Genomic DNA, 13,524 nt, shown 5'->3' with positions numbered 1-13,524 from the left:
CCCGTTGGCGGGCTTTTTATTGACGCATGAGTCAACTTAGGTGCAATTCAGGGCAGCGGGCAAGTGCAAATCTCTTGAAATAATGGGGAGGTTCCGCCTTTGATCGCGCCAGATGATCTTGTTATGAGCCTTTGGAAATCCAAAACCCCTTATTACTAACTACTTACTCTGACCTGAACAAATTATCCGATAGTTGCCTGGTCAGTTTAGCATGAACTTTCGTTCCACAGATCAAACGCCATTCCGGCCTTTAAGTGATTCTATCTGGTGGTTTTTTCGGATGGGCGGAGTCAGGGTCCCGGATCAGTTTTTTATTGCAACAATCAGATCCATTACGTTTGTGCCTGTGGGTCCCGTGACCAACAGCGCCCCCGCCTTGTCGAGGAAACTGCCGCTATCTGCATTGTCCAGATACGCTTGCGCCTTATCAGACCAAGTGTCGCCGGTAACGATGGCGCCTGCTGCATCTGTTGGCCCGTCGGTGCCATCTGTTCCTCCGACGATGACGGTCAAATCAGATTGCCCTGCGATTTCGCGCGCGAGTGCTAGAGCAAGGGCCTGATTGCGCCCACCGCGCCCTGGCGCATCAGGTAGGACCACGGTTGGTTCGCCGCCAAATACCATGGCGCCCTTGGGCATATTCCGCAGCCGATCTCCTAATTTAGCTGCAACCGAGAGATAGTCATCGTGCATCGCTTCTTCGTTGCCGAGGACCTTGATGCCTGAGTTCTCGGCCGCAAATGCTGCGGCGTCGCGCGCGTGTGCGTTTGATGCGATTATCGCGGTGTGGGCAGAAAACTCCGGTTCTTCGGGCAATGACCCGATACCGGAGCCAATAACGCCCAGATCATCACCCGGGACGTCCGAGATCGCCAGAACGGTCACACTTTTCCCCGAGAATGCCGACAACAAACCGCCACCCTTGATCCGGGACAGCTTGCGCCGTTCCGTGTTCATTGCACCGATGTCGAGACCTTCACTCAGCAGTCTTTGGTTGAGGGCCTCAAGATCATCCAATGTCGTACCGGCCACGAGGTCCTCGGCAAGCGAAGAAGCCCCTCCCGAAACTAGCAGAAGCAGCTTGCTGTTGGGTTTCATCGCCTCAACCGTTTCGCGCAAAGCCTGCCCACCCTTCAGACTGCGGGCATCGGGAACCGGGTGTGCAGCTTCAATCACCACAATATGCTTAGGCAGGTCGTGGCCATGGCCATCCTTGGTAACCACCAGAGTGGGCACTGGGCCAAACCGTTCGACGGCGGCACGGGCCATGGCCCCTGCGGCTTTTCCAACGGCCAATATCTGATCTGGGGCTTCGATCGCCTGAGTGGCCTCCAGCGTTGCGCGATATCCATCAACCGCCGCCACACCTGCGCGCCAAATGTCCTGTGCCTTTTGCGAACTCTGCATCAGCTTTCCATCCAAATTGTGACTGGTCCGTCATTGACCAACTCTACCGCCATGTCAGCTCCGAACGCACCTGTCTCAACCGGAATGCCCCGCGATGAAAGGTTGTGTACAAACGCCTCGTAGAGGTGTTCGCCCTCAGCCGCCGGGGCGGCCCCGGAAAACCCAGGCCTGTTTCCACGCGATGTGTCAGCTGCCAAGGTGAACTGGCTGACCACCAGGGCCGAGCCCTCAATGTCCAATATCGACCGGTTCATCTTTCCCGCGTCGTCCTTGAAGATACGGAGCTTTGCGATCTTTTCAGCCAATTGATCAGCTTGTGTCTCTCCATCCCCCTGCATCGCACAAACCAGAATCATCAATCCGGGGCCCGATCGCCCGATGACTGTTCCATCGACTTTGACCGAGGCACTGGAAATTCTTTGAAGTAAGGCGCGCATCTGCAGGTCCTGTATTCTATTGCTATTCGTGCCAATCGATCACTTCATCCAGCGCGGCACGTTCTGTTCTGAACGCGTTCGCCGGGTGATCCATATCCGCATATCCGAACGAAATCGCGCACAGAATCAAGCGATCTTCTGATATCCCGAAATAACGGTGAAGAAATGCGCCATGTGCCGCTACCGCTGCCTGCGGGATACAAGCCACACCCAGGGCCTGCGCCGCCAGTGAAAATGCGGTCACGAAGCCACCACAATCCATCGCGCCGTAAGGGCCCAGTTCAGCCGGGCTGGACAGTATGGCGCAATGTGGGGCGCCGAACAGAGCATAGTTTTCCATCATCTGTTGCGCCGAAGCCCTGCGATCACCTTTTTCGATACCAACCGCTTTGTAGAGGGCCCAGCCACAGGCGCGACGGCGCTCTTGATAAACACCGGAGTAGCCGGTTGGAAAGGGTAGGTCCGGAGTAGGCGCAACGTGCGAAGCTTCGTGTTGCAACGCGTCCCGAAACTGGTCTGTCTCGGCCCCGCTGGTGATGACGACCTGCCAGGGTTGCGCGTTGCACCAGCTTGGAACACGCGCAGCACTGGCGACGATCTGTTCAATCTGTTCGCGCGGCACCAGGTCCGTGCGAAAGGCACGGCAAGAAAAACGATCGGCCAAGAGCGCGTTCAGAGCGTCAAGGTGCAATTCAACATCTCCTTTCAGGCATGCCGAGGAGTAGGTTCCATGAGCGTGCTCTGCTTATCAGCGTTATTGCTGTCCAGTTGCCACCAGATACCCGACGCCGGCCGCAACGAGAAGGCCCAGAACCACGGCGATCGTAATCTTGATTGCGGACCAGGGACGCTCACCCTGAACGCGGCCGGTCCGGCCATTGACCACAAAACGATAGGTCTGGCCGCGGTATTTGTAGGCCGCCATCCAAACCGGCAAGAGGATGTGTTTGAATGTGACATCTCGCACTTCGGTGTCGACAGCGTGAATGCGCTGACGATCGCCTCCGATATCAAACCGCACGTCACGCTCGATCACCCGTGCCATATGTGCGCGGGCCTCTTGATAACCTTCTCGCAGTTCGACCGTGTAAGCCTCGGCGCGGAAACCGGCCAGATATTCCGGCTGGTATGGCTCAAGCGCAGGCAGGTCCCATGGCTCCAGCGCATCGGTATAGGATTTGGGCAGCGATTGTGATGCCAACACCAGAACATCGTCAAAGAACCGTGCAACCCGTCCGGATTTTGGCGTCCAGCGCACTTTGGGAACCTGTTGCTGCACGCGCTTTCCATCGCGCATGACGGTTCGGGTTTCGTAATACACCACACCGCGTTCCCCACGATAGCTCGACTTGGTATCAGCGTCGAAGGTCCAATACGGGACATAAATGCCCTGCATCTTGCGTCCCTTTCGGGCGTATTCCTTCAACCCGTTGGGTGCAAACCACAGTCGGCCCAGCCAATCCCCCATTGCCTTGTGGGCCGAGCGTTCATCCAGTGCAAACGGCAACACTCCGCGGGGTTTGATATGGCGGCTAACGCCTGTATCGGTCACTACCGGAGTGGCACAGAACGGGCATTCCGCAGCATGGGTGTTCGGATCAAACTCAACCTGAGCCGCGCAGTTCGGACAGGTCAGAACACGGGTTTCTTCAATCTCGCTGTCAGGCAAGCGATCCGCGATGGCGGCGTCGAAATCCAGCTCTCGCAGACTCGCACCACCCCATGGGCCAGCACCGATCGTTCTGGTGTTGCCACAATGATCGCAGGTCAGCGTTCCGTCACCGGGATTGAACCGATAATCCGCCCCGCATTGGTCACAGGGGAAACGGTGTTCGTCTTTCGCCATGACAGAACCTCGAAATCAGGTTACCAAATGTCAGATCACGCGCCCGGAGGCGGCGGCGGTAAAATCGTGAACAGCTGCGCCAACTCCTGCACGTCGCCTGCCTTCTTCCAGCCGTCCTGTCCGGCGGTCCAAACGTGGGTCTCGCGCGTTATCTCACCATCGGTCGCCATTCGGCCCATCTTGGCCTTGGAAAACGGCCCGCTGGTCTGGCCATCCTCCGCGATATGCCACACGTGCTCGACGGGTGGCGGGGGTGGCGGTGCCGCAGGCGCTGCGGCTTGCGGGGCAGCGGGGGCGGAACCGCCCCAAGGGCCGCTTGGTTGACCCGCTGCCATGTTCGACATCTGCTGTGCCATCGCCATGCCCATTCCCATGCCAAGACCCGCTCCCATGCCGCCACCCTGGCCAGGGTTGTTGGCTGCCGCAGTCATCGCTTCGGCTGCGGAATACTGCGTGAATTTACCCAGATCGCCCGCCAACCCCATCGATGTGCGCTTGTCCAGCGCGGCCTCGACCGCTGGTGGCAGCGAGATGTTCTCGATGTAGAACTCGGGCATGCTCAAACCATACCCGTCCAGCACCGGTGACACCTCGGCGGCAATCAGTTTGCCCAGATCGGCAGTGTTCGCCGCCATATCGAGAACTGGAATGCCCGAGCCTGCGATGACGCGGCTGAATTCCTGCACGATGATGTTTCTGATCTGAAAGCTGATCTCGTCCATGGTGAATTCACCATCGGTGCCTACGATCTCTACTAGGAATTTCGCCGGGTCCTTGACCCGCACTGTATAGGTGCCGAAGGCCCGGATGCGTGTTGGTCCAAACTCGGGATCGCGCAGCATGATCGGGTTCTTGGTGCCCCATTTCAGGTCATTGAACCGGGTCGTGTTAACGAAGTAAATTTCAGACTTGAACGGAGACTGAAAGCCGTGATCCCAATGCTGCAGCGTCGTCATGATCGGCATGTTGTTTGTCTCAAGCATGTAGAGACCTGGGGTGAAGACATCCGCCAACTGCCCCTCATGCACAAAGACCGCCGCTTGACCTTCGCGCACGGTCAGCTTGGCGCCGTATTTGATCTCGTGTCCTTCACGCTCGAACCGCCAGACCATGGTGTCGCGCGTATCGTCGACCCAGTGGATGACATCTATGAATTCACCGGTCAGAAAATCAAAAATTCCCATTGGATTTCTCCTGTCTTCGGGGTCAGAGCGACTGCCCCATCAATTCGCGTGCAATGATACGGACCACTGGCCGCGCTTCGTCAGCTGTCATGCCAGGCTTGAGGCGCGGGTCGTATAGAATGGTTAGTAGTTTTTCATCATGGCTTGTGAGCAGGGCGAACTCGTCGTCATCGTTGAAGATTGATGGCCGGGCAGACGGGCTGTCATTCGGCAGCCCCAATCCCTGAGCGATCTCTTCGTGGACGCAACTCAGGCGCACCAGATCGGGATGTTCCGCCCGGATCAGGGCAACAGCCCGGGTATATGTCTGTGGCGCGCTGTTCGACGCCGAAGCGAATACAAAGCAATAGAAAGAGCGTGGCAGTTTGTCGAAGAGGTCAAGTTGTGCCTGCCCTATGCCCGGGATCAGTTGTCGCAGCCGGGCTTGCACATAAGCGGTATCATCTTCACCCGCCACGAAGACGTGGAAATTTGCATTCCGGGTGGTGGTTGAGACCGGGTGTCCAGTGAGCCGCGACAAGCGGTTGGCGTAGGCGTCAATTCGGGCGGCCTCTTGCTGCCGGACTTCAGGTGCAACCGATGGACCAAACTCGGGCTTTATGCGAACCGGCGACGACCAGCGACTAAGCTGTCGGCTGGTGCGACTGCTGCCGCTGGCAACGGCTTGCCCCGGATATTCATTATAAAACGCTATGGTCTCAAAGTTCCGAGCCAGATCATCGGCATCATAGGGCGTATCAGGGCCACCGCCATCGGTTCTCAGCAACCCGCGCGTCAGCAGGTTATTTTGTACGCTTTCATAGTATCGCGCGAGATCAAGGCTCGCTGGTGAGGGCGCTTGATATGCATTGCTCAGGCCTTGCGGCTGGGCAGGTTGAGGTTCAGGAGCGATCGTCGTCGTCAATGCCTCATCGCAGCCAGCAAATGCCAGCAGCGACAAGCCCAATACTGCAATCTTAGCGCGATGAAATGGCCGCACGCCCGCTGTTTCCATTATCCGGGAACAGCCGTTCCGGCATTGTCGCCGATCCCGTCCTGCCGCGCCTTGGCCGAGGCGAGCGTGTCGCGCAATTCGGCCTCCATCTTCTTCAGTTCTTCCTCGGCTGCGGCGCGTTTGGCCTTGCCTTCGTCTGCAATGGCGAGGCTTTCGTTGATGGTGCCGATCAGGTCTGCATTGGCTTGTTTGACGGCTTCGATATCGAAGACGCCACGCTCCATCTCTTCGCGGATCATTTTGTTGGATTCGCGCAAGTTGGCGGCGTTCGAGGTCAGCAATTCATTGGTCAGATCATTGGCATCACGTACGGCAGCGGCGGCCTCGGCACTGCGCTGTATGGTGACAGCTTGTGCCAGCTGGGTTTCCCAGAGCGGTACTGTGTTGACGAGGGTCGAGTTGATCTTGGTCACCAGCGACTTGTCATTTTCCTGCACCAGACGGATGGAGGGCAGCGATTGCATCGTCACCTGACGGGTAAGCTTCAGGTCGTGGACCCGGCGTTCCAGATCATCGCGCGCGGCACGCAAGTCGCGCAATTCCTGCGCTTTCATCACCTGTTGGTCTTCGGGCGCGGCCTGAACCTCGGCCTCTTTTTCAGGAATGTCGTGGCTGTCCAGCTCGGTCAGCTTCTCCTCTCCCGCTGCGATGTACAGTGCGAGTTCGTCGTAGAACTCCAGCGTTTTTTCGTACAGCAGATCCAAAGACTTGATATCTTTCAGCAGTGTATGCTCATGCCCCAGAAGATCATCAGTGATCCGGTCGATCTGGCTTTGAACGTCTTCATACTGCGCTGTGAACTTGGCAAAGGGTGCAGCGCGGCCCAGCAGTTTTTCCCACCAACTGCGTTCGCGACGCACATCCAGTTCGCTGACTGAAAACCCCCGGATCGTTGTTACGATATTGCGAAGGCTGTCACCCGCCGGGCCCACATCCTTGTTGCGCACGTCGGCCAGCATGGCCTGACTGATCTCTTGCAATTCCGCCTGTGCGGATGATCCGAACGAGACGATCGAGTTTGTGTCGCCCATGTCGATCTCACCCATCCGCTTGCGGATCTCGGCACCAACCGGTTCGTCGGCCTCTTCCAACGGGACAATCTCGGCCTGCGGCTCGGGGAGGGCTACGGCGGTGACTTCCTGCACCAGCGTTTCAGCCTCGACTGCCTTGTTTTTAATCTCATCGGACATGGGGTAATCCTCGCTTACATAAAAGCCGGTCAGTCCAACCGGACGCCTTCGCGCTGCAGCCGGTCGCGCAGCACATCAATTTCAACCGTCAGATCACTGCGGTCATCCAATAGCATCTTTCGCGTCCGCGCCGCGAAATTCTGTTCAAGATCGTCCAGCAACGCCGAATAGTCCGCCAACGCCTGCGCATCACGCGTCCGTGCATAGACGTCCGAAAACTTCACCGTCGCATCGCGCGCGCCCTGCAAATAAACCGTCAGGTATTTTCGGGCACCAGCCAGATCGCGCGGGTCTTCCTCGACCGTGCGAAACAGATCGCGGGCTGTATCCTGAAAGCGTTCGACCCGCGCTTCGATCCGGCGGTCACCTGCGCGTTTTATTGCATCTGTCATTTGGGTCAGATGGGTTTCGGCGTCCTCGACCACGCGTGCGACACGGTCCTGCTGGAAGGTGTCGACACCCTCCATTCCTTTGTCCTTCATTGGATCGAGGCCGAAGGAAACCGAATGTAGAACCGTTGCAGCGGCGCCAAACAGGATGGGGGCCAGCAGGCTTACCTGTGATGCTGTTTCGGCGTCCAGAAATTCGGTCCGGTATGAGGCTAGCGCCGCCCCCAAACCGGTCAGAACGCTGGAAAACACCTTGCGGGGAAACGCAGGTCTGCGTGCGGTGCGGCGGGCGTTGTAAGCGGATTCGGCCCTTAAACCTTCGCGCAGCAGAAACGCGGCAGCGGTCAGTAGCCCTGCCGCAACCAGGCCGATGGTCATTCCGATCGCGCCATCGTTCAGAGACAGAAACACCAGTGGTATCGCCGGGACAAACAGGATGTTCGCGCGTGCACCTGCCGGTTCGACACGGGCACCATCGAATTGGCCACGCGATGGCTGATCCTGCGAGGAAACATCGCCTTCTGGGCTGAATTTGCCGCCGTACCGTTTGGCCATTTCGCTACAGGCCCCCCAACAGACCGGTGCAGACGCCGAACAACAGCACCAACAGGGCCGCATAGGCCAATTTTTGTACTCCGGTCCCGGACATAGCGCCCCCCAACTGTGACCATCAGGGAAAATTTAGGCGATACGAGGGCTTGGCGCTAGGGGGAAGGTTGAATAACCCGCGTCACTTGCGAGGTTTCTTGCCGATTGCTGGTCTTTTGCGCTGCGGTCGAGCGGGGCGTTTGGCCGGGGGTATTCCGCTATCCTCAGCATCCAGCCCCAGTTGGTCGCGCATGACACGGCGGCGGATTTCTTCAACCTCGCCGGGTTTCAGGTTGCCCAGTTGGAATGGGCCGTAAGAAACCCGCAAAAGCCTGTTCACCACATAACCGATATCTTCGATAGCGCGGCGGATTTCGCGATTCTTGCCTTCGCGCAGGCCGATGGTCAGCCAAGCGTTCGCGCCCTGTTGACGGTCCAGTGTCACGGTCATGGGCTGAAACCGTTCACCATCGATTACCAGGCCTTTGCGCAGCGGTTCGAAATCCTCGTCTTTGGGGCGTCCATTTACCCGCACCCGGTATTTGCGCAGCCATCCAGTTGAGGGCAGTTCCAGCTTGCGCTTGATGCCGCCATCATTAGTCAGCAGTAGCAATCCTTCCGAGTTCAGATCGAGTCGCCCGACGCTCATGACCCGGGGCATATCCTCGGGCAGGTCGTCAAAAATCGTCTTGCGGCCTTTTTCGTCACGCGCCGTCGTCACTAGTCCCGGTGGCTTGTGATAGAGCCACAGGCGTGATGGCTCGGGCTCGGATACTGGTTTACCATCGACGGTAATCCTGTCCTTGGCGGTTACGTTCAGCGCAGGGCTGTTGATCGCCTTGCCATTCACGGTCACACGTCCGGCTTCGATCATGCGTTCAGCTTCGCGGCGCGAGGCGACACCGGCGCGGGCCAGCACTTTGGCGATCCGGTCGCCGGGAGGAGGGGTATTGGTCATCCTCCGGCCATAACCCATCCCGGCGGCTTGCGAAAGACGGGTTTCTGAGGCAGTCAGAGGCATGAAGTTCAGATCCCACATGAAACAGGCGCTGGAACAGGCACAGGCGGCAGCAGACCGAGGTGAAGTGCCGGTCGGCGCGGTGATCGTCGCGCCCGACGGGCAGGTAGTGGCCGCAGATGGGAACCGCACCCGCGAGTTGAATGACCCCACTGCCCATGCTGAGATTCTGGCTCTGCGCGCCGCATGTGCCGCGGCCGGGTCCGAGCGTTTACCCGATCATGACCTTTACGTAACCCTTGAGCCTTGTGCCATGTGCGCCGCAGCGCTGGCCGCAGCCCGCATCCGGCGCATCTACTACGGCGCTTCCGATCCGAAATCTGGCGGTGTCGCGCATGGCGCGCGCGTGTTTTCACACCCACAGGCCCACCATCGACCCGAGGTCTATGACGGCATTGCCGCCGAAGAGGCTGCCGCGCTGCTGAAACGCTTCTTCGCGGCGCAGCGCGGTTAAGTTTTTACGACCATTTCACGTGGGATATCAGCCAGGGGCTTGCCCCCATCTGACGTCACCACAAAGCTTTCGGTAATCGCCAGTCCCCAGTCTGGGGTCCAGAGGCCGGGCATTAGGTGAAAGGTCATATTCTCTTGCAATTCCGTCGTGTCACCGGGTCGCAGGCTCATGGTGCGCTCGCCCCAGTCGGGCGGATAGCTGAGCCCGATGGGATAGCCGGTGCGGTTGGCTTTGACATACCCCGCGCGGGCGAAACTGTCATAGACACAAGCCGCGACCTCTTCGCAGGTGATGCCAGGGCGTGCGGCGGTCATTGTGTCGTCGATAGCGGTTAGAACGGCGGCTTCGGCCCGGCGGATATCATCCGGGGGATCACCCAGAAACAGGCTGCGACTGGCGGGGCAGTGATAGCGTCGATAGCAGCCGGAGATTTCGAAATAGGTCGCCTCATCCCGCACCAGAGGTCGGTCGTTCCAAGTAATGTGCGAGGCAGAAGCCTCACGACCGGAGGGTGCAATCGGCACGATAGCAGGGTAATCTCCGGCTAGGCCGGGCAGTCCGGCGATGCCTGCCGCCTGCACTTCGGCGACAAGTTGGTTTTTGGGCAATCCTTCGCGATATGCGTCACGCAGAACACCGTGCATATGTGCGGTCAGCTGACCCGCCTTGCGCATCATTGCGATCTCGGCATCGCTTTTTACGGCGCGCTTCCAATTCACAAGCCCTGTGGCATCAATCAATGCACCGAAGGCGCGTTCGAGGATGCGGTGACTGGCGGCTGAGTAATAATAGTTATCCATCTCCACGCCGATACCAGAGGTCCAGCCGCGATCCCGCAACGCAAGGACGAGCGCGTCGACCGGATGGTGGTCCGGGTGTTGCACATGCTCTTCGGGCCAGTCCAGCAGGTCCATCTGGTCCAGCCAGGTGGTCTGCGCAGCCCCCGCCTTGTCCTGCGTTCTGCCCCACCAAAGGGGCGATCCGCTGGCGGGCAGGATGACCATCTGCGGTACGTAAAAGCTCCAACCGTCATAACCGGTGAGCCACGCCATGTTCGATGGGTCCGTGATCAACAAGGTCTCGATACCCTGTTGATCCATCGCAGAACGGGTCTTGTGAATGCGGTCAGCGTATTCCTGCGCGCTGAAATCCGACGCGGGCATCAGAGAGAAATCGCCTGCATGACCTCGGGCTCGATTACATCGACACCGGGTAACCCGTCAGCCAATTCCTGAGCCGATTGCGCGAGAATCGGAAAGGTCTTGTAATGGCACGGGATCACTGTCTTGAAATTGAAATACCGCTTGGCAGCATAGGCAGTGCCCTTCATGTCCATGGTAAAGTGGCCGCCTGCCGAAAGGATGCCGATATCGGGTTTGTAATAATCACCCATCCACTCCATGTCGGCCATAATGTCGGTATCGCCAGAGAAATAGAGCATACGGTCCTCGGACGCGATCATATAGCCGACCTCGGTTCCACCCGTGCGAAGACCATCAGGCGTCGAGAAGGTCGAGCTGTGCGACGCAGGCACCATCGTTAATTTGACACCGTTTAGGTCAACAGTGCCACCCTTGTTGAATCCGACCGTTTCAATACCTTCAGCCTCGGCCCAGTAGCCCATCAGGTCATATTGTCCGACCACAGGCACGTTCAGATGTTTGGCCAGCGGCAGCACATCGACGACGTGGTCAAAATGGGTATGGGTCAGAAGGATATGCGTCGCACCCGCAACGGCCGCGTCGTGCTGATCCTCGGACAAAGACGGGTTGCCCGTCAGCCAGGGATCGACCAACAGGACCTGTCCTGCGGTTTCGATGCGAAAGCTGCCATGTCCCAGCCAAATGATATCCATGAAGAATCCTCCCATTTTCCGCTTGGAGTCAGCCTAGCATCGGCTATGTAAAAATCCATGGATTGGACGCAGTATGTTGATGGATATTGTGAGCGGCTCTCACCCGCTTATTGGGCCGAACCGATAAATGCCATTACCAATGCGGCGTTTCTGATCGCAGCATTTGTGATGTGGCAAAGGGTGCGCGGGCAGGGTGCGCCGTTGGCGATGGCTTTGGTCGTCATTCTGGCGATGATCGGAATCGGCAGTTATCTGTTCCATACTCATGCGCAGGTTTGGGCGGCGATCTTGGACGTGACGCCGATTCTGCTGTACATTCTCGTCTATATTTACGCCGTGAATCGCGATGTCTGGGGGCTGAGAAACAGATACGCGCTGGGCTTGACCGCGCTGTTCTTTCCTTACGTGGCGCTGACGATCCCGTTGTTTCAGTTGGTGCCGGGGCTTGGTGGCTCGGCAGCCTATGCCCCGGTTCCCTTGTTGATTCTGATTTACGCAGTCCTGTTGCGTCAGAAAGCCCCGGATACCGCGCGTGGCCTGGCAATTGGGGCAGGCGTCCTGATGGCCTCGATCACCTTTCGATCACTGGACATTCCAGTTTGCGGGCGCTTGCCAATGGGAACGCATTTCATGTGGCATATCCTGAACGCCATCATGCTGGGCTGGATGATCGAGGTTTATCTGCGGGCGATCCGAAATCCTCCGGCCGGAATTGTGGTGGCCGGAGGGACGGGACGCTGATCAGAATCGCCTAAGCGTCATGCTGGTAGTTAATCCCTGAACGCAGCGGCCAGGGCCTCGGGCAGATCAAACTCGGCCAAAACGCGGGCACGGCCTTCGGCTGACATCTTGAAAGCCGTTTTTTCAACAATGCGCTGGATTTTTTCGGCGGAATGCTTGGCGGCAAAAGGAGCGAAATACCATTTCAGGAAAACGAAACAGATCACGTCCTCAAGCGCCTGTACGTCGGCATTGCGCTTGATCCCCTGTTTGCGCAGCATTTGCCCGACGGCTTCTAAGTCGTCCGCGCCATATTCCGCCAGTTCCATGAACCCCTGCACAACATCAGCGTGATAAACGCCCTGCGCCTTACGCCAGGCCAGATACCCTGCGCGTCCTTCGGGGTATTCCGTGCGCTTCAGCTTCCAACGTTCAACGTGCTGGCCACGTGCGGCAATCTGCAAAGCATCCGACGCATTGGGAAACAGTCGGTCCAACTCTGCGCTCATGCGTTGGCCGTAAATCAGCTCTACCGGCTGGCCATCTTCCATGTTGGGGTCTTGCGCATTTGCTGCGTCAATTGCGTCCAGAACGGTTTGCTTGCGTGTGCTCATTCTCTGCTCCGTTAGCTCGCCTGAACGGCACCTGACGGGTGGTTCGGCGTTTGGTCCAGGACCATGCTAACGAGTTGTTGGAATGGGTGCAGCAGTCAATTGCAAGAAGCGCCGGATCAGGAGGGGGCGTACCGATCCGGCGCGCAGGTCAGGATTATTTGCCCGCCTGGGTGTGGTCCTTGGTTACGGGTTCCGAAACAGGCGCGGGGAAGCTCAGGTTTCGGGTCAGATTGTTCATATCGATACCCAGAGCCATTGCAGGCGAGGTCAGAACCAGAGCGGACAAGATGAAGGCAGGAATAAGGGTTTTCATGAGGTGTCTCCGATTTCTCGTTGCGTCACGATACTGAGGTGAACTGTTCGGTTCAGTTTTTCAACGGCAAAGCTGAACTAATTAGTTTACTTATTTGCATATCAGGCATTCAAATATGCATGGCAGCGCGCGATCACGGGTTTGAATCCGCGTCTGCCGCCTGCCGCTCTTGCGAGTGCTGCGGCAGACAGGTAAACGCCCCCTAACGTAGATGAGGGTTTCCGATGTCGATTGACCAAAGCACCGCCGCCAAGGTGGCCAAACTGGCCCGGATCAAGGTCGAGGATGACGCGCTGCCTGCGCTGGCGTCCGAGTTCAACAATATCCTCGGGTTTATCGAGCAACTGAACGAAGTGGATGTCGAAGGCGTCGAGCCGATGGTCTCGGTCGAGCCGATGCGCTTGAAACGTCGTCAGGACGTGGTCACCGATGGAAACCAGCAGGACAAGGTTTTGTCCAACGCCCCCGATGCGCGCGAAGGGTTCTTCGCTGTTCCCAAAGTTGTGGAGTAAGTC

Annotated in this window: 16 protein-coding genes; 3 read left to right on the top strand and 13 right to left on the bottom strand. The window is 58.0% G+C overall.

The features are described from left to right. Positions 1–303 precede the first annotated feature (303 nt). The 9 genes from ACR0AH_RS10960 to ACR0AH_RS10920 all read right to left on the bottom strand — a co-directional run bounded on the left by ACR0AH_RS10960 (position 304) and on the right by ACR0AH_RS10920 (position 8,993). On the bottom strand, positions 304–1,407 hold the full coding sequence (locus ACR0AH_RS10960; protein WP_480591943.1) for a glycerate kinase type-2 family protein: 1,104 nt from the start codon (positions 1,405–1,407) through the stop codon (positions 304–306). After that, complete coding sequence (dtd, locus tag ACR0AH_RS10955; RefSeq protein WP_170512407.1) at positions 1,407–1,844, bottom strand: D-aminoacyl-tRNA deacylase; 438 nt, start codon at positions 1,842–1,844, stop codon at positions 1,407–1,409. Before dtd ends, ACR0AH_RS10960 begins: the two co-directional genes overlap by 1 nt. Before the next feature lie 22 nt (positions 1,845–1,866). Continuing rightward, positions 1,867–2,535: a nitroreductase gene (locus ACR0AH_RS10950; RefSeq protein WP_480591941.1), complete on the bottom strand. Its 669-nt coding sequence runs from the start codon at positions 2,533–2,535 to the stop codon at positions 1,867–1,869. Positions 2,536–2,598: 63 nt separating this feature from the next. After that, positions 2,599–3,690, bottom strand: a complete 1,092-nt coding sequence (locus tag ACR0AH_RS10945) for a TFIIB-type zinc finger domain-containing protein (RefSeq protein ID WP_170392249.1) — start codon at positions 3,688–3,690, stop codon at positions 2,599–2,601. Between the two features lie 35 nt (positions 3,691–3,725). After that, complete coding sequence (locus ACR0AH_RS10940; RefSeq protein WP_480567274.1) at positions 3,726–4,874, bottom strand: SPFH domain-containing protein; 1,149 nt, start codon at positions 4,872–4,874, stop codon at positions 3,726–3,728. 22 nt (positions 4,875–4,896) lie between these two features. After that, on the bottom strand, positions 4,897–5,868 hold the full coding sequence (locus ACR0AH_RS10935; protein ID WP_170609448.1) for a DUF2927 domain-containing protein: 972 nt from the start codon (positions 5,866–5,868) through the stop codon (positions 4,897–4,899). After that, positions 5,868–7,058: a toxic anion resistance protein gene (locus ACR0AH_RS10930; RefSeq protein ID WP_170392243.1), complete on the bottom strand. Its 1,191-nt coding sequence runs from the start codon at positions 7,056–7,058 to the stop codon at positions 5,868–5,870. The genes ACR0AH_RS10935 and ACR0AH_RS10930 overlap by 1 nt, the downstream gene beginning before the upstream one ends. A 29-nt stretch (positions 7,059–7,087) precedes the next feature. After that, complete coding sequence (locus tag ACR0AH_RS10925) at positions 7,088–8,002, bottom strand: 5-bromo-4-chloroindolyl phosphate hydrolysis family protein (protein WP_480591938.1); 915 nt, start codon at positions 8,000–8,002, stop codon at positions 7,088–7,090. A gap of 175 nt (positions 8,003–8,177) precedes the next feature. Beyond that, on the bottom strand, positions 8,178–8,993 hold the full coding sequence (locus ACR0AH_RS10920; RefSeq protein ID WP_480444218.1) for a pseudouridine synthase: 816 nt from the start codon (positions 8,991–8,993) through the stop codon (positions 8,178–8,180). 61 nt (positions 8,994–9,054) lie between these two features. On the opposite strand from ACR0AH_RS10920, the gene ACR0AH_RS10915 reads away from it, so the two are divergent. Continuing rightward, entirely contained in the window at positions 9,055–9,507 is a 453-nt protein-coding gene (locus ACR0AH_RS10915; protein ID WP_170420696.1) for a nucleoside deaminase, read from the top strand. Here the strand turns inward: ACR0AH_RS10915 and ACR0AH_RS10910 are convergent. After that, the gene (locus ACR0AH_RS10910; RefSeq protein ID WP_480591935.1) at positions 9,504–10,670 is read right to left on the bottom strand and encodes a M24 family metallopeptidase; all 1,167 of its coding nucleotides are present in this window, start codon (positions 10,668–10,670) and stop codon (positions 9,504–9,506) included. The two genes, ACR0AH_RS10915 and ACR0AH_RS10910, sit on opposite strands and share 4 nt — an antisense overlap. Continuing rightward, positions 10,670–11,362, bottom strand: a complete 693-nt coding sequence (locus tag ACR0AH_RS10905; protein WP_480591933.1) for a metal-dependent hydrolase — start codon at positions 11,360–11,362, stop codon at positions 10,670–10,672. The genes ACR0AH_RS10910 and ACR0AH_RS10905 overlap by 1 nt, the downstream gene beginning before the upstream one ends. A gap of 57 nt (positions 11,363–11,419) precedes the next feature. Between ACR0AH_RS10905 and ACR0AH_RS10900 the strand changes: the two genes are divergently transcribed. Then, a complete protein-coding gene (locus ACR0AH_RS10900; RefSeq protein WP_480591931.1) occupies positions 11,420–12,103 on the top strand; it encodes a ceramidase domain-containing protein in 684 nt (227 codons plus the stop codon). Positions 12,104–12,132: 29 nt separating this feature from the next. Here ACR0AH_RS10900 and ACR0AH_RS10895 read toward each other — a convergent pair whose 3' ends face one another. Then, positions 12,133–12,696: a DUF4202 domain-containing protein gene (locus tag ACR0AH_RS10895; protein ID WP_480591929.1), complete on the bottom strand. Its 564-nt coding sequence runs from the start codon at positions 12,694–12,696 to the stop codon at positions 12,133–12,135. Positions 12,697–12,850: 154 nt separating this feature from the next. Continuing rightward, the gene (locus ACR0AH_RS10890) at positions 12,851–13,009 is read right to left on the bottom strand and encodes a hypothetical protein (RefSeq protein ID WP_170588530.1); all 159 of its coding nucleotides are present in this window, start codon (positions 13,007–13,009) and stop codon (positions 12,851–12,853) included. Between the two features lie 224 nt (positions 13,010–13,233). Here ACR0AH_RS10890 and gatC point away from each other — a divergent pair, with 224 nt between their 5' ends. Then, positions 13,234–13,521: an Asp-tRNA(Asn)/Glu-tRNA(Gln) amidotransferase subunit GatC gene (gene gatC / locus ACR0AH_RS10885; protein ID WP_170392224.1), complete on the top strand. Its 288-nt coding sequence runs from the start codon at positions 13,234–13,236 to the stop codon at positions 13,519–13,521. Positions 13,522–13,524 lie beyond the last annotated feature (3 nt).

Source organism: Ruegeria sp. AM5 (assembly GCF_056540645.1).
Note: the sequence above shows the minus strand (reverse complement) of the source record. Positions and strands in the feature narration are given on the sequence as shown.